This is a genomic window from uncultured Campylobacter sp. (assembly GCF_938045595.1).
Lineage (GTDB): Bacteria > Campylobacterota > Campylobacteria > Campylobacterales > Campylobacteraceae > Campylobacter_B.
The window spans coordinates 1-14,486 of record NZ_CALIBB010000276.1 but is presented as its reverse complement, the minus strand read 5'-3'; the positions used below and the strand labels follow the sequence as shown (position 1 = coordinate 14,486).

Here is a 14,486-nt window from a genome sequence, read left to right as displayed (position 1 = left end):
AGCGCGTCGTTTAGGTAGGTAAACGCCATTTGCGCACCCTGGGCGTGACAAGCTTCGGCGATACCGTAAGCGATAGATTTGGCGTTAGCGACGCCGACGATGAGGCCCTTTTTGCCTTTTAAAATCATTATTTCTCCTTTCTATTTTTGCTTGGCTTTTTCTACTTCGCAAGCTCGCAGATGCAAGCAGACCTACTTATTCTGCGTTAAAATTTAAAAAATAATGCTCACAAACCATTGTTCGCTCCGCTTATTTTTTAAATTTGCCTTGACTAAGCGAAAAATCCTTCGCAATTTGACTTAAAATTCTACAAATTAAAATTCGCAAAATCTCGCGAAACGCCAAATTTTAAACGCAATTCGATAGCGGCAGTATCGTGAGATGTATTTTAATGTTGTGCAGAAATTTTAAATCAAGACTAGGCGCATAGCCTGTCGCGGACTTAAAATTTCAAACTCATTAAAAGACGCTCACGAGACGACGCGTATAAGTTCCAAAAAGCTAGAGGCGTCCCAGCTCGCCGTACCCACTAGCACCCCGTCGCAACCTTTTATCGCGCAAATTTTTGCGATATTTTCCGCATTTACACTGCCGCCGTAAAGTAGCGGCGCGGGGCTTTTAGCACGCAAGAAATTTAGCATTCTTTCGATCTGCTCGCACTGCGCGCTTCTGCCCGTGCCGATCGCCCAGACGGGCTCGTAGGCTAGTACTAAGCTCGGACATTTCAGATCGATACCCTCAAGCTGTGTCGCTACAAACTCCTCGCTGCGGTTTTGCGCAAATGCCGCCTCATCCTCGCCGACGCAAAAGACGATGCGCCAGCCCTGCGCTGCGGCAAAACCGAATTTCTCTCTTATCAGCTCCGCGCTCTCGCCCAAAATGGCGCGCCGCTCGCTGTGACCGATAAGAACGGTTTTGACGTCAAATTCCGCCAGCATATCGCCGCCGATCTCGCCCGTAAAGCTGCCGTGCGCGGCAGGATAGAAATTTTGCGCGCCTTGAGTAAAATTTTTCACCCTCGCGCAAAATGCGCTAGCAGGAGGAAAAACCAAAATTTCATCCTCGCGCGAAATTCCGCCCGCTAAGCCTTCATCTAAAGCTTTAGCATACCGCTCAAAGCTAGCGCGAGTATGGTTACATTTAAGATTCGCTGCTAATATCATCGCAGCTCCGTTTTAGCGGTAAGCACTCGCACGCCCGGCAGCTCCTTGCCCTCGATGAGTTCTAAGCTCGCGCCGCCTCCGGTAGAAATAAAAGTCATATCATCGGCGTTGCCCGCGCGTTCGACGACATCTGCAGTATCGCCGCCGCCCACTACGGTCGTGGCGTCGCTATCTGCGATCGCGTGCGATATATGCAGGCTGCCGCGAGCGAATTTATCGATCTCAAAAACCCCCATCGGTCCGTTCCACCAGATCGTTTGTGCATCGTCTAAGGCTTCTTTAAAAAGCGCTACGGTCGCAGGTCCGATATCTAGCCCCATCCAATCGCTTGGAATTTCTTGGACGGTAACCTTTTTTGTAACGGCATCTTGCGAGCATTGCGGAGCTGCGACGGCATCGACGGGGATATAAATTTTAACCCCAAGCTCGCGAGCATTGCGGAGAATATTTTTTGCTTCCTCGATTAGATCCTCTTCGAGCAAAGATTTGCCGATGTCATATCCGACGGCTTTTAAAAAGGTAAACGCCATGCCGCCTCCGATGATGAGCTTATCGACTTTAGGAAGTAAATTTTTAAGCGCCTGAAGCTTGCCGCTTACTTTGCTGCCGCCCGTTACGGCTACGAAAGGACGCGCAGGATCTTTAATAAGGTCTTTGGCGAATTTTATCTCTTTTAGCAATAAAAATCCCGCCGCCTTATGCGCCTCATCGTAGAATTTCGTAATCGCCTCTACCGAAGCATGCGCGCGGTGGCATACGCCAAAAGCATCGTTGATATAAAATTCCGCGTAGCTCGCAAGCCTCTTAGCTAGTGCTTCGTCGTTTTTGCTCTCGCCCTTTTCGAAGCGCAGATTATCTAGCAGCAGCACTTCGCCCTTTTTAAGCGAATTTACCGCAGCTCCAGCTTCCTCGCCTGCGACATCGGAGACAAATTTTATCTCGCGCTCCAAAAGCCTAGATAGTCTCTTTACCACAGGCTTTAGGCTAAGTCTTTCTTCGTATCCGTTTTTCGGGCGCCCTAAATGACTGGCTAAAATTACCGCGCAGCCCTCGTCTAAGCAATATTTAATCGTAGGGATAGACGAACGAATGCGACGATCGTCCGTAATATTGCAAAACTCATCCATCGGCACGTTAAAATCGCACCTGATAAAAACGCGCGCGCCGTCTTTAAATTTCAAATCTTTAATCGAAAGAATTTCGCCCATCTTATTTCCTTCTTTTTGCCGCATATAGGGCTAAATCGATGAGGCGCTCGCTATATCCCCACTCGTTGTCATACCAGCTCATCACTTTTATCAGATTGCCGTCAATTACCTGCGTGCAGTCGCTAGCTACGATGCTGGAGTATTCTGAAGTACAAAAATCGCTGCTGACGCGACTATCGTCGTCTACGAGCAAAATTCCTTTCATCTCTTTAGCAGCATAGCGGCGGAAAATTTCATTTAGCTCCTCGGCACCCGTCTGCTTGCGCGTTAGCACCGTTAGATCAACCATCGAAACGTTAGCCACCGGCACGCGCACAGATTGCCCGTGCATCTTACCGCTTAGCTGCGGAAGTACCTTACTAATCGCTTTTGCCGCACCCGTCGTAGTCGGAGCGATATTAAGAGCCGCGGCGCGTGAACGGCGAAAGTCCTTGGCTTTTACATCGACTAGGCTCTGTCCGTGCGTATAGGCATGAATCGTCGTCATCAGACCCTTTTCGATACCAAGCTCATCGTCTAGAATTTTTGCAATCGGAGCCAGGCCGTTAGTGGTGCAGCTAGCGTTTGAGATGACGCGTTGTCCTGCATAAGCGCCCTCATTAACGCCGATTACAAAAGTAGGCGTATCATCCTTGGCAGGCGCGCTCATTACGACTACGCCGATACCGTTATCTATGAATGGCTTGCATTTTTCGCTCGTTAAAAACGCACCAGTACATTCAAGCACAGCTTCTGCACCATCGCCCGCAAAATCAAGCTCCGCAGGCTCTCTGGTGGAATAGACGCGGATTTTTTTGCCGTCTACGGCTATGCATTCGTCGCTTAGAATTTCTACTTTTTTACGAAACTCGCCGTGAACGGTGTCGTATTGAAGCAGGTATCTCGTAAGCTCGCGCTTAGCGGTATCGTTGATCGCCACAAGCTCCACATCGTCCCTGCTTAGCGCAATTCTAGCCGCGCACCTACCGATCCTTCCAAAGCCGTTAATTGCGATTTTTACTGCCATAAGGTTCTCCTTATTTGGGATGTTTTCAGCTGGAATTTTACTAAATTTGGGTTAATCTTTGATTAAATAAAAAGTCGCGAAATCTAGGATTTACTTTTTGGCTATATAATTCGCGAACTTTTTTTAAAGGAGAAAAAATGAGACGAATTGTATTCTCGTCATTAGCGGCAATCGCGATTTTAAGCGGATGCAACCAACCTAAGGCCGATACGGCTCCGCAGCAAAAGCAAGAGTCTGTAGCGCACACGATCGTATTTCTACTCGGAGAGACCGGAGATAAGCGCATCAGCCTTAGCTCGAACGATATGTTCGCAACGGGCGTGTTAACCGACGAAAAAGGCAAAAAGCATAATCTTAAACGCGCGGCTTCCGCAAGCGGCATAATGCTTACGAACGACGAAGGTATCGAGCTTCTTTTCAAACGCGGAGAGGGAGTGTATACGCCGGGAAAAGGCAAGAAGGATATTCCGGTAACCTACACCGAGCACGAGCACAAAAGCGGCGAAATGATGTAGCCGCGGCGGGGTCAAATTTAAGCGCCCGCAAAAGCGAATTAAATTTAGCCCCTCGTTTCTAATTTCGACTTCTTTATCCATAGCAAAATTTAACCCTCGTTTCGATCTCTTTGATCTGTGATGAAATTTAACCTTTTATTTTCGCTTCTTTCATCTATGCAAATTAAGCTTTTTTGTGAATTTAAGCTTGCGCTCACCGAAAGCAAGCTCCGCGAGTTCAAAATCATTAAATTTTTACGAAATATCCATTTGATCTGCGCTTTACCACCGAATTTTTGATTTTCACCCAAATTTCACTTCAAATTCGCTAAACTACGACGAAATTTTAGCAGGCCGGTGCAAATACGGCGCAAAATAGATCATTTAGCGAGATTGCCGCATGGATAGCATTAAATTTTACCTAAACGATTACGAAATTGAGGGCGAAAGCTTTACCGAAGTCGTCGTCAAAATAAACGGCGAGCCTCTGCTTGAGCTGATTAAGCGGCGCGAGCAAAGCTTTGCGGCGAAAGATGGGCAAGCTAGCATCGCAGGAGGCTACGCCTACTTAAGCTTGATCGATTTTGAGGAGCTATTTTTACGCACGGCGCTTGAGGCTGATCTGGCGCAAGATGAGCGAAACGCCGTGCTACTGGGCTGTCCGTGCGGGATCTGGAGCTGCTGGTATCTCGCACTTAAGATTAAATTTGAAACAGAGACGGTTAAGCTTTACGACTTTACAAACCTGCGCCGCAAAGATTGGCAGTATGGGCTTGAGTTTAAATTTGACCGCGCGGACTTTATGGGTGAAATTTCCAAAATCGCCTCTTTTAATAAGCTATAAAATTCGGCAAAATTTAACGGCGCGATCGAAACTGCGCCGAAACAAACCTACCTTTGCCTCGGCAAAATTTAGCTTTAAAGCGGAATGGCTGCCTCGCAAGCTCATAAGATTAAAATTTTCGCCTCGCCGCTGCGCAAAACATCCAGCAAAATATCATAAAATTTGCCCAGCCTTAGCTTTAAAATTCCGCCCCTTTTGATGACGACTAAGATCCGTCCGCCTCGCTCGCCCAGCGCGTCGTAGAGCGCGTCTAAATTTGCGACGTATTCGGGCTTGAAATTTAGCGCTGCGGCAAACAGCGCGAAAATTTGATCTTTGCGTCTGATCTTTGCGCCGTCGATGATGATCTTTGCGCCGCGGCACGTTTTAAAATTTAAACTCATTGCACGCGCTCGAAGCTTTCGTAATGATCGGCGGTGTAGAAGATCAGCCCGTCATTTGAAAATATCAGCCGCTTCGCGCCGCGCGCGCCGCCGCGATACTCGATATCGCACTCGCGCCAAGTCCGTCCCTTTTTATCAGGCAATCTGCGCTCGAAATTGCCGAAGCGGTCGCCGCCGATGCTCTTGCCGCGCGCGTATCGCCACAGATCGCCGCCCTGCCAGCCAAGCTCGCCCGCCTGCTTTTTCGTGATGAAATTTTGCGGCAAAGAGCCCGTACGGCGGATATGAGCGCTCACGCACTCCCTGCTTATGCAGGGCTCGTCCGCGAGCTGATTTTTAGAATTTTCGGCGGGATTTTGCGAGTGCGAAGCTTCATAATCTGCGCTGCGCCGCCTGTGAGCGTCCGCCTCATTTTTAGGATTTGCCACGGCAGGCTCGTTTTCTCGCGGATGAGATTTTAAATCTCCTAGATCCGCCCCGCGCCCTGTCCCGCCGTCTGCGCTTCTTGCACCGCTCTCATCTTTTGCGCCGGCGCCGCTTGCAGGATTTTGTGAGCTTGAAATTTTACGATCGACGCCGCTTTTTGAATTTTGCGCACCGCTTTTACGCGAGGCGGCATCCAGGGTTTTTGAGGTAAAAACCCGCTCATCTTTAGCCGCGGAGCCGCGCGAATTGGAGATAAAAATTAGCGCCAAAAGAAGCGCTGCGAAAATTGCGAGCGGGATCAGATTTTTTGCCACCGCTAGCCTCTTTTACGCGTGGCGAAGCGAAAATAGAGCACGATCGCCACTACTATCGCGCCTAGAGCCAGCGGAGCGATCCACGGCGCGTCCTTAATGTGCACATAGAGCTCGCGCACGAAATCGCCCGCGTAGTAGCTCAGTAGCCCCACCACAAGCGCCCAAATGAGCGAGCTTACGGCATTGATGACGCTAAATTTTAAAAATGAATATTTTGTGATGCCGATCGCGATCGGCACGAGGGTTTTGAGGCCGTAGATAAATTTTTTAATCAAAATGATGCGGTCGCCGTATTTACGAAACAAAATCTGCGCCAGAGCGAGGTTGCGGCGCTGTTTGCGCAGATAGGGCATGATCTCTTTTTTATTGTAGCGGCTTACTAAAAACAGCCCAGAATCGCCTATAAAGTTCGATATGCAGGCGATTACGATGCATAAGACGATATTGAGCTCGCCGGCCGAGCTTAGCACGCCCGCTGCCGCAAGCGCCAAAAATCCTCCGCCCAGCGAATACAAAAACAGTATCAGATACCCCCACGTATGGAGGTTTTCAAACATCGACTCCATCGAATCCTTTCATTAGATCGTATAAAATTCTATAAATTTTGACTAAAGCAGCTTTAAAATTCGGCGCGAAAACTTCACTATAACGTCCCACGACGCCACTTGATTTTGCTGTGACATTAAATTTAAAATTCTGCGCGGCTGTCACGAAATATAAAATTTTGCCGCAAAATATTAAGCAAAATTCTAAAATAAAATTTCTAGACATCAAGCAAAATCACCGCAAAATTTAGCGGTAAAATTTTGCGACTATAAATTTAATGACAAAATTTCGATTTCTTTAGAATTCAAAGTAACTTGCGAATTACGAAGGATTTACGCGATATCCTCAAATGCCTCCCACTCCGCGGATTACAATAAAATTACGCACCTAAGTCTATTATTCTGCAGAAATCACGCGAGCAAAATTCCAAGCTGCTAATAAAACGCCCATAAAGCAAAATTTTTCGCTAAGCTATGCGCCTTAGCATCTTTAGCTAAATTTTACTCATCTGCGCCAATTACTCGCATCAAAAGCGCATAGCCCTCAGTATTTGGATCAAAAGCGCGATCGTTTTTAGTCTCCAGCACCGAGCCGCCCAGGCTTACGCCCGCAAACAGCCCGCCTTTGTTCGTAAAGACGTACATATCTTGATTTAGTACGTCCAGCGCGCCCGAGTCCGCGCTGTAATTGCCCGCGACCGCCGTCGCATCGCCCGAGAGCGTGATTTGGGATTTTCGCATCTTTTCGATCACGTCGTCGTTCATCACAAAAATCACTAGGTAGTTATCCTCGTAGCCGATCTGAAGTCCTACGCTGGCGCTGCTGATCTCTGCGCCGCTTACGCTGCGCGCGCCGTCGTTATTGTAGACGATGATCCCCTCGCCGTACATTCCGCCTATGATGAAGCCCAGCTTTTTGACGCTTGGGAAGATCACGATCGCGCGGGCTTGTTGCGCTAGATATTTGTACTGCGAGTTTGTGCGCATTACCGACGAATAGGCGCTGGCGCTGTTGATGATGAGCTCATCATCGGCAAATGCCGCGTTAAAAAGCAAAAATAAAGCGATTATAAATTTTTTCATTTCATACTCCTTATTTGGCTATCTCGACCGCGCGAAGCTCGCGTATGACATTGACCTTAATCTCACCTGGGAATTGAACCTTGTCTTGGATATCCGAAGCGATCTCTTTAGCGACCAAAACCGCCTCATCGTCGTTCATAAGCTTAGCGTTTGCGATGACGCGGATCTCGCGACCTGCGTTGATCGCGTAGGCTTGCTTGACGCCGGTTTTACTCATCGCGATCGCCTCTATATCGCTAACGCGCTTTAGATAGCTTTCTAGCACCTCTCGTCTAGCACCCGGGCGCGCGGCACTTAGCGCGTCTGCGGCACAGACTGCAGCGCTTTCTACGCTGGTAGCCTCCTCATGGCCGTGGTGGGCGTAGATAGCGTTTATCACCACCGGATGCTCTTTGTAGCGGCGACAAACCTCAGCGCCCAGATCCACGTGCGAACCCTCGTATTCGTGAGTTAGCGCCTTGCCGATGTCGTGAAGTAGGCCTGCTCGCTTGGCTAGCTTTTGATCTCCGCCCGTTTCTGCGGCGATGATGCCCGCAAGATGCGCGACCTCAAGGCTGTGCGCAAGGGCGTTTTGTCCGTAGCTGGCGCGAAATTTAAGCTTACCGATGAGTTTTAAAATTTCGGGGTGAATTTTGCTAAGGCCTAGATCCATTACGATATTTTCGCCCTCTTCGGCGATGCTAGCTTCAAATTCGTCGCTTACTTTTTTGTAGATGTCCTCGATGCGCGCAGGCTGAATTCTGCCGTCCTCGATAAGAGTTTCGATAACGCGAACTGCGATGGCGCGGCGGTAGAGATTGTGCGAGCTTACGATGATCGCATTCGGGGTATCGTCGATGATGACGTCCACGCCAAGAGTCATCTCAAGCGCCTTTATATTGCGCCCCTCTTTGCCGATGATGCGGCCTTTAAGCTCGTCATTTTTGATATTTACGACGTTGATAAGCCGTTCTGCCGCAAACTCGCCCGCGAAGCGCGACGTAGCCTGCGCCAAAATATAATTCGCCTTTTTTCGCGCCTCTTTTTTGGCTTCCTCTTCATATTTTCGCACGATGTGAGCGATGTCGGTGCGGCTTTGCTCCTCGACCTTCTTAAGCACCTGCGCGCGCGCCTCGTCCTGCGTAAAGCCTGCCACGCGCTCCAAAACTTTAAGCGCTTCAGCTAGCTTCTCTTCATAGCTTTTCTTTAAATTTGAGCCCTCTTCGTAGAGGAATTTCGCCTCTTTTTTGGCACTTTCGAGCTCTTTTTTGCTGTCTTTTAAAATCTCTTGCTCGGTTAGAAGCGCGTGCTCCTTTTTGCCGAGCTCGTCAAATTTAACGTTAAATTCCTTCTGCAGTTTGCTTGCTTTATCTTCGTATTTTTTCTTCGCTTCAAACTCCGCTTCCTGCACCGAAATTTTAGAATTTCGCAAGATGCCCTCGGCTTCAAATTCTATAGCTTTGGCTTTAGCTTTAGCTTGTTCTACGAAAAAATCGTAATTGGCGTTATTGATCTTTCTAGCTACTAAGTATCCTATGCCAGCGCCCACCGCAAGAGCGCACAAGGCGATTAAAATCTCTATCATACTTTCCTCTTTTTAGGTAATTTTGGCTCGGAGTTATGTAAAAATCACCCTTTACGTCGTGATCAAGCGATAAAATTTCGCTGCAAAAGCAGTCTTTTATACTCACGAACGCGATTGCGGGCTTAAGCTTCAGACCTGAAAAAAACATATCGTAAAATCCTTTCCCATGTCCTATTCTAGCCATTGCGCCATCCACTCCGATAGCTGGAACCACGGCTAGATCGACCTTCTTAAAATACCCGTTTTGCGGAAGCGTCTGCCGCAGCCCAAAGCGCGAAATTTTAAAAGGCTGGCGCAATCTTACCATTTTTAAGCTAATATCCACCATAAACGGAACGTAAAATTCGCAGCTTTTTGATAGCTTTTTTCTTAAAATCAAAACATTCGGCTCGTAGCTCATCGGCAAAAATATTAAAATTTTGCGCGCTTTTAAAAATTTCGCCAGCCCCTCTATACGCCTTAAAAGCACGTAATGCTCGCATCTAGCCGCACGCGCGGCGTGAGATTTTAAGCGAGATTTGCAAATTTTTCTAAATTCATTCTTTTGCATCGTTTGATCTTTCGAATAAAATATTAACGCTTATTTTAGCTATTTTTTGTATAATTTTGCGATTAAATTTTAAGGTTTATTATGAAATTTCGTTTTTTTCTAGCGCTTTTTACGGCTGTTTTGTTTCTTGCGGGTTGCGGCGATGATGAGGATAAAAAATCAAGCGATACCCCGACCGAGGCCAACGCCACGCAGCCGCAGTCCGAAACCGAAGCCGTAATCCAGGTCGATTATACCGCTCCTTTTACACTTCAGCTAAGTAACGGAAAAATTTTAAATATGCAAAAGACAAAGCAGGGCTTTCGAATCGATAATAACTCCACCGTGACGCTATTTGCGTTTTTTACGCCGTGGTGCGACGCCTGCGCCGTGCAGGTAAGCGCGCTAAATGCTGCCAAACAAGCCTACTCTGGCAAGCTTGATATCATCGGCGTGATGATCGGTGATGCAAATTTAGACGATGCAAAAAATTACGCAAGCGCGCACGAGGTAAACTACGCGATCGCTTACGGCGAAGGGACGGACTTTTTTACAAAGGCGCTAGGCGGCATAAACGAGGTGCCGTATATGGCGATATACGATGAAAAAGGCGAGTTTAGCGCGCAATATTTCGGGCTGATGCCGGAAGAAATTTTAATGACCGAATTGGAGAAAATTTTCTGATGTTCGAATTTTTTAAAAAAGGGCTTAGCAAGACCATAGACGCGATGCGAGGCGCGAAAAGCGAAGATAAAATTTCAAAAGAAATCCTAGAAGAGATGCTGCTTGAAGCCGACGTAGGCTACGAGCTTGTAGAAGAGATTTTAGAAAAACTTCCCGCAAAAAAGCTAGTTGCCAAAGATGATCTTAAGGGCGTTTTGAAGAACTATTTCGATTACGAGATCGCTAAAGCCGCAGATGAGAAGCCCTTCGTAGAGCTCATCATCGGCGTAAACGGCGCGGGCAAAACTACGACAACCGCAAAGCTTGCAAATTTATATAAAAATAGTGGTCAAAGCGTGATTTTAGGCGCATGCGATACCTTTCGCGCAGGAGCGGTCGAGCAATTAAAAAAATGGGCGCAGATTCTAAATTTGCCGATCGTAGCGACCGCACAGGGACACGATCCCGCGGCCGTGGCGTTTGATACCGTAAGCTCGGCTAGCGCCAAAAACATCGATCGCGTCCTGATCGACACCGCCGGACGCCTGCAAAATCAGAAAAATTTAGCCGCAGAGCTGGAAAAAATCGTGCGAATATGTGACCGCGCAAAAAGCGGCGCACCGCACCGAAAGATCATCGTGCTCGACGCCACTCAGGGCAATCATAGCGTCGCGCAAGCTAGGGCATTCAACGAGATCGTAAGGCTCGACGGCATCATCATCACGAAGCTCGACGGCACGCCCAAAGGCGGCGCACTTTTTGCCATAGCGCGCGAGCTGCGGCTGCCGATACTTTTCGTCGGCGTGGGCGAGCGGATGGAGGATTTGGCGGAATTTAACTCGGATGAGTTCGTAGAGACGCTGGTGGATGGGATTTACGCTTAAACTCTGCGTGTCTGCGTAAATTTACATATTCTCGCCGAACAAGTTTAAATTTTACGCGCTGAAATGCTCGGCAAATTTTGCCGCTCGATTATCTTAGAATAAATTTTACTTAGAATTTTACGATTTTCGTTTTATAATTTTACAAAATTTTTACTCACGTGCACTGCATAAAAAACGCGCTCACCCGCGTCCGCTCGCACCAAAATACATATAAAATCCCGCCGCTGCCGAAATATACCTCGCCACCTTGCTCGCAGCTTGGAAGCTCGCTGTCAAGCTGCATCAAAAACTCCATCTTTTCGCCGCATATCGGACACGTCGGCATCAAGGCGCCCTGTATCCACGAAGGCTCGCCGCCGATGCGCGCGAGGTTTTGCCTGCTGTTTGACATCCCCCAGTCCTGAGCCGCCCAGCGCGCGGGCGTAGGCGCAAGCACGACCTCGCACTCCTTTATCGGCTCGTCCTGCACGTATTCGACCTGCGTCCGCTCGCCGATACGTCGCGGCATACCCTGCGCGTCGTGCTCGTAAAAGACTACCTCGCCCTCGTTTATCTCTCTAACATGCGCGGCGAGGGTTAGGCACGGCAGCGAGCACATGGGCAAGTCACGGGGCAGCGGATCAAGCGTGATGAGATGAAATAGCGGATTTTGCGCATCGCCGTCCGCCTCGTCCAAAACTCCGCCTAGCTTATATCCAGCCTCGCCGCTCTCAAATCGCCAGGTCGGATGACGCTTCGCCAGATGCAGCGCATAGGGCGCGCCGAAATAGCCGCGCGGGAAAATTATGTGATACACGCGCTGGCTGCAGTATCTTTTGAGCCTGAATTTCTCGCCGCCAAAGCAAATTTCATCGTTCGGCGCTTTTTGTGATTTATCGGAGTTGGTTTCATCTGCGTTAAATTTAACGGCGTTTGCCGCATCGCGCGCTTCATTTAAATTTACGTTAGCTCGCGATACGTCGCACTCATCCGCTTGAGCTTGCTTGGCGTCGCCGTGTTTGAGCGCATCCATTTTTAAAATTTCATTTGCTGCCATTTGAGCCGCGCCGTCTGCGTCAAATTTAGTCCGCTCAAAAGTAAATCCCACTGCCTCCAGCCAGTAGCCTATATATTCGAGCAAATCACACGGGCGATCGAAAAAATCCTCCGCAAGCGCTAACTCGCAGGCAAATTTTACGTTTCGCGAATCGCGGGTTTGCAGCAGGCAGCTAAAAATTTTTTGCTTATCATCTTTGCTCGTCTGCGGATCCGCAAGCCTCTCGCGCCAGATTTGCGAGCTTTCGTAACTAAGCCCGCGCCACGGATACTCCGCGTAATACGCGCTCTCGTTCGGCTGCAATTTAAAAAGCTCGCCCAGATACGGGTGCAAAAACGGCGCGAACTCGAGACTTGCCATGACGATGACCTCTTCGGCGTTTTTCCAGCGCGCGCTCTTTTCATCTCTGCCGCGTTGCCGTACACTTTTGCCTGCGCTTTCGTCTGCCCGCGCCGAGCGTGCATTCTCTCCCGTCTGTGCCGCGCTTTTGCTCTGCTTCGTTTTGCGCCACCCTGCTGCTTCTTCGCGCAAAATTTCAACCGCCGTGGCGATCAGAGCTTTAAAATCCTCCTTGCCTACATAGCCCAGAGCGTCCTTTAGCAGCGTGCGGCCGTCCATCCGCCCGCGCAGCAGGTTGTCCGCTAGCGTAAAATACGCCGCCGCATCACCTTGTAGCCGCCAAAACCGCTCGTATAAATCAGGCATAATAAAGCCGTCGCGTTCGAAATCTCGCGCCAAGCTTAGCGCTTCGTCTCGCTTGCCCATCTTGCCATCCTTACTTTTGAAATTTTATTTTGATAATTTTAGCGTAAATTTAGGTTAAAATTTTGAAGGCGACTTATTTTATATGTCAAAATTCCAGTAAAAAATATGTGAGATTAAATTCGGCGACGAATTAAAATTTAGAAGTACGCCGAGCCCCGTAGAGCCCGGCTAAATTTTAAAATAGCTCTTAAATTTAAAAACTATCGTCTCTTTTTTCAAATATCAGATGCAGCACGTAGGTCACGGCGAAGGTCAAAGTGCTAGGCACGATCCAGCCGAGCATCGAGTCGTAAAACGGCATCATCTTCACAAACGACGTCACAAGCGGCACCGAAATCCCCAAAATATCAAGTCCGTTTATGACGCCCTCGACGACGCAAACATAGACGCAGGCGCGGTAAATCAGCTTGCTTGAATCGATCCAAGGGTTGATCAGCGAGAGGATTATCAGCATGATCGAGATCGGATAGATGGCGACGAGGACTGGGATGGAGCCTTTGATGATGGTCGTAAGGCCGAAATTTGCGACTCCAAAGCCGATCACGCACCAAGCGATCGCCCAGGTTTTGTATTTGATCTTGCCTTTCGTAAGCTCCTCGAAGTATTCGCTAGCCGAGCTTATAAGACCCAGCGTCGTGGTGATGCAGGCTAGGAAAAACGCGCTGCCTAGGATCACGACGCCAATTCTTCCGAAGTAATGATCGCTTACTCGCGACAGAAGCTCCGCTCCGTTGATATTCGGCGTATCTTTGAAAAGCTCCGCGGAGGTCGCGCCCAGATAGCCCAGCATAAAATATATCGTCATCAGTATGACGCCCGACATCATTCCCGCTTTTATGGTAGAGGTGACGAGGTGCTTCTCGTCGCTAACGCCGGTTGCTTTAATAGCGTTAATTACGATGATTCCAAATGCCAACGATGCAAGCGCATCCATCGTCTGATAGCCCTCTACGAAGCCCTTTGCTGCGGCATGATCGACATACTCTCCGCTAGGAGCTACGAAGCTTCCGATAGGAAACAAAAATCCCGCGCCGAAAAGTAACAAAATAAGCGCCAAAAGTATCGGCGTGAGGTATTTTCCTAGCAGATCGACGAGCTTTGAAGGGTTCATACAGATGTAATAGTTCAGCGCAAAATATGCCGCAGAATAAACAAATAGCCAAATTTGAAGGCGCTCTTCCGCAATAAAAGGCTTAATCGCGATATCAAAAGGCATATTCGCCGCGCGCGGTATCGCAAAAAGCGGCCCGATCGTAAGATATAAAAGCGCGGTAAAAACGATCGCAAACACGGGATCTATGCGGCGCACCAGGCTCTGAAGCCCCTTGGCACGAGCGATACCCGCAACGCCGAGCACCGGCAGAAGCACCGCCGTAGCGCAAAAAAACATTATAGCGATATAAAAATTCTGCCCGGATTCCCTACCGAGACCCGGCGGAAAAATAAAATTTCCCGCACCGAAAAACATCGCAAATAGAGTAAGCGATATCGTCAAAAACTGGCTTCTACTAAGCTTGCCCTTCATCTTAAACCTTCTTTAAATAAAGTGAAATTTGTATTATAGTTATAAATGTTTAAA

17 protein-coding genes are annotated in these 14,486 nt (G+C 48.5%); 4 read left to right on the top strand and 13 right to left on the bottom strand.

Going from position 1 to position 14,486, the window contains the following annotated elements; all coding sequences use genetic code 11:
* The 4 genes from Q0340_RS10800 to gap all read right to left on the bottom strand — a co-directional run.
* A partial coding sequence (locus Q0340_RS10800) for an SDR family oxidoreductase (protein ID WP_298083305.1) occupies positions 1-128 on the bottom strand: 128 nt, incomplete at its 3' end.
* A gap of 342 nt (positions 129-470) precedes the next feature.
* A complete protein-coding gene (locus Q0340_RS10795; RefSeq protein ID WP_298083304.1) occupies positions 471-1,163 on the bottom strand; it encodes a triose-phosphate isomerase in 693 nt (230 codons plus the stop codon).
* Positions 1,160-2,371 (bottom strand): phosphoglycerate kinase, encoded by a 1,212-nt coding sequence (locus tag Q0340_RS10790; RefSeq protein WP_177386771.1) that lies wholly within the window; start codon positions 2,369-2,371, stop codon positions 1,160-1,162. Before Q0340_RS10790 ends, Q0340_RS10795 begins: the two co-directional genes overlap by 4 nt.
* Position 2,372: 1 nt before the next feature.
* Positions 2,373-3,377 carry a type I glyceraldehyde-3-phosphate dehydrogenase gene (gene gap / locus Q0340_RS10785; protein WP_298083303.1) on the bottom strand — a complete coding sequence of 335 codons (1,005 nt, stop codon included), beginning with the start codon at positions 3,375-3,377 and terminating at the stop codon, positions 2,373-2,375.
* A gap of 137 nt (positions 3,378-3,514) precedes the next feature.
* Here gap and Q0340_RS10780 point away from each other — a divergent pair, with 137 nt between their 5' ends.
* Positions 3,515-3,892: a hypothetical protein gene (locus Q0340_RS10780; protein ID WP_297905289.1), complete on the top strand. Its 378-nt coding sequence runs from the start codon at positions 3,515-3,517 to the stop codon at positions 3,890-3,892.
* Between the two features lie 89 nt (positions 3,893-3,981).
* Here Q0340_RS10780 and Q0340_RS10775 read toward each other — a convergent pair whose 3' ends face one another.
* Positions 3,982-4,182: a hypothetical protein gene (locus tag Q0340_RS10775; protein WP_298083302.1), complete on the bottom strand. Its 201-nt coding sequence runs from the start codon at positions 4,180-4,182 to the stop codon at positions 3,982-3,984.
* Between the two features lie 89 nt (positions 4,183-4,271).
* Here Q0340_RS10775 and Q0340_RS10770 point away from each other — a divergent pair, with 89 nt between their 5' ends.
* On the top strand, positions 4,272-4,715 hold the full coding sequence (locus Q0340_RS10770) for a hypothetical protein (protein ID WP_298083301.1): 444 nt from the start codon (positions 4,272-4,274) through the stop codon (positions 4,713-4,715).
* Positions 4,716-4,816: 101 nt separating this feature from the next.
* On the opposite strand, the gene Q0340_RS10765 is transcribed toward Q0340_RS10770, so the two are convergent.
* The 6 genes from Q0340_RS10765 to Q0340_RS10740 all read right to left on the bottom strand — a co-directional run bounded on the left by Q0340_RS10765 (position 4,817) and on the right by Q0340_RS10740 (position 9,580).
* Entirely contained in the window at positions 4,817-5,098 is a 282-nt protein-coding gene (locus Q0340_RS10765) for a barstar family protein (protein WP_298083300.1), read from the bottom strand.
* Positions 5,095-5,838 carry a ribonuclease domain-containing protein gene (locus tag Q0340_RS10760; RefSeq protein ID WP_298083299.1) on the bottom strand — a complete coding sequence of 248 codons (744 nt, stop codon included), beginning with the start codon at positions 5,836-5,838 and terminating at the stop codon, positions 5,095-5,097. Before Q0340_RS10760 ends, Q0340_RS10765 begins: the two co-directional genes overlap by 4 nt.
* A 2-nt stretch (positions 5,839-5,840) precedes the next feature.
* Complete coding sequence (locus Q0340_RS10755) at positions 5,841-6,404, bottom strand: DedA family protein (RefSeq protein WP_298083298.1); 564 nt, start codon at positions 6,402-6,404, stop codon at positions 5,841-5,843.
* A 480-nt stretch (positions 6,405-6,884) separates the two neighbouring features.
* Positions 6,885-7,466 (bottom strand): lipid-binding SYLF domain-containing protein, encoded by a 582-nt coding sequence (locus Q0340_RS10750; RefSeq protein ID WP_298083297.1) that lies wholly within the window; start codon positions 7,464-7,466, stop codon positions 6,885-6,887.
* A 10-nt stretch (positions 7,467-7,476) separates the two neighbouring features.
* Positions 7,477-9,030 (bottom strand): ribonuclease Y, encoded by a 1,554-nt coding sequence (gene rny, locus Q0340_RS10745; protein ID WP_297923524.1) that lies wholly within the window; start codon positions 9,028-9,030, stop codon positions 7,477-7,479.
* Positions 8,963-9,580, bottom strand: coding sequence for a 5-formyltetrahydrofolate cyclo-ligase (locus Q0340_RS10740; RefSeq protein WP_298083296.1), 618 nt, complete (start codon positions 9,578-9,580; stop codon positions 8,963-8,965). Before Q0340_RS10740 ends, rny begins: the two co-directional genes overlap by 68 nt.
* An 81-nt stretch (positions 9,581-9,661) precedes the next feature.
* Here Q0340_RS10740 and Q0340_RS10735 point away from each other — a divergent pair, with 81 nt between their 5' ends.
* Complete coding sequence (locus Q0340_RS10735; protein ID WP_297961990.1) at positions 9,662-10,243, top strand: TlpA disulfide reductase family protein; 582 nt, start codon at positions 9,662-9,664, stop codon at positions 10,241-10,243.
* Positions 10,243-11,106 carry a signal recognition particle-docking protein FtsY gene (gene ftsY / locus Q0340_RS10730; RefSeq protein ID WP_298083295.1) on the top strand — a complete coding sequence of 288 codons (864 nt, stop codon included), beginning with the start codon at positions 10,243-10,245 and terminating at the stop codon, positions 11,104-11,106. Before Q0340_RS10735 ends, ftsY begins: the two co-directional genes overlap by 1 nt.
* A gap of 154 nt (positions 11,107-11,260) precedes the next feature.
* Here ftsY and Q0340_RS10725 read toward each other — a convergent pair whose 3' ends face one another.
* Together Q0340_RS10725 and brnQ are read right to left on the bottom strand one after the other, a co-directional pair.
* Entirely contained in the window at positions 11,261-12,907 is a 1,647-nt protein-coding gene (locus Q0340_RS10725) for a hypothetical protein (RefSeq protein WP_298083294.1), read from the bottom strand.
* Positions 12,908-13,100: 193 nt separating this feature from the next.
* A complete protein-coding gene (gene brnQ / locus Q0340_RS10720; protein ID WP_297942659.1) occupies positions 13,101-14,432 on the bottom strand; it encodes a branched-chain amino acid transport system II carrier protein in 1,332 nt (443 codons plus the stop codon).
* Positions 14,433-14,486 lie beyond the last annotated feature (54 nt).

Excerpts from the sequence above, each read along its gene's own strand:
- Q0340_RS10795 (WP_298083304.1), bottom strand. The coding sequence starts at position 1,163 with ATGATATTAGCAGCGAATCTTAAATGTAACCATACTCGCGCTAGCTTT.
- Q0340_RS10790 (WP_177386771.1), bottom strand. The coding sequence starts at position 2,371 with ATGGGCGAAATTCTTTCGATTAAAGATTTGAAATTTAAAGACGGCGCG.
- gap (WP_298083303.1), bottom strand. The coding sequence starts at position 3,377 with ATGGCAGTAAAAATCGCAATTAACGGCTTTGGAAGGATCGGTAGGTGC.
- Q0340_RS10780 (WP_297905289.1), top strand. The coding sequence starts at position 3,515 with ATGAGACGAATTGTATTCTCGTCATTAGCGGCAATCGCGATTTTAAGC.
- Q0340_RS10770 (WP_298083301.1), top strand. The coding sequence starts at position 4,272 with ATGGATAGCATTAAATTTTACCTAAACGATTACGAAATTGAGGGCGAA.
- Q0340_RS10765 (WP_298083300.1), bottom strand. The coding sequence starts at position 5,098 with ATGAGTTTAAATTTTAAAACGTGCCGCGGCGCAAAGATCATCATCGAC.
- Q0340_RS10755 (WP_298083298.1), bottom strand. The coding sequence starts at position 6,404 with ATGGAGTCGATGTTTGAAAACCTCCATACGTGGGGGTATCTGATACTG.
- Q0340_RS10750 (WP_298083297.1), bottom strand. The coding sequence starts at position 7,466 with ATGAAAAAATTTATAATCGCTTTATTTTTGCTTTTTAACGCGGCATTT.
- rny (WP_297923524.1), bottom strand. The coding sequence starts at position 9,030 with ATGATAGAGATTTTAATCGCCTTGTGCGCTCTTGCGGTGGGCGCTGGC.
- Q0340_RS10740 (WP_298083296.1), bottom strand. The coding sequence starts at position 9,580 with ATGCAAAAGAATGAATTTAGAAAAATTTGCAAATCTCGCTTAAAATCT.
- Q0340_RS10735 (WP_297961990.1), top strand. The coding sequence starts at position 9,662 with ATGAAATTTCGTTTTTTTCTAGCGCTTTTTACGGCTGTTTTGTTTCTT.
- ftsY (WP_298083295.1), top strand. The coding sequence starts at position 10,243 with ATGTTCGAATTTTTTAAAAAAGGGCTTAGCAAGACCATAGACGCGATG.
- Q0340_RS10725 (WP_298083294.1), bottom strand. The coding sequence starts at position 12,907 with ATGGGCAAGCGAGACGAAGCGCTAAGCTTGGCGCGAGATTTCGAACGC.
- brnQ (WP_297942659.1), bottom strand. The coding sequence starts at position 14,432 with ATGAAGGGCAAGCTTAGTAGAAGCCAGTTTTTGACGATATCGCTTACT.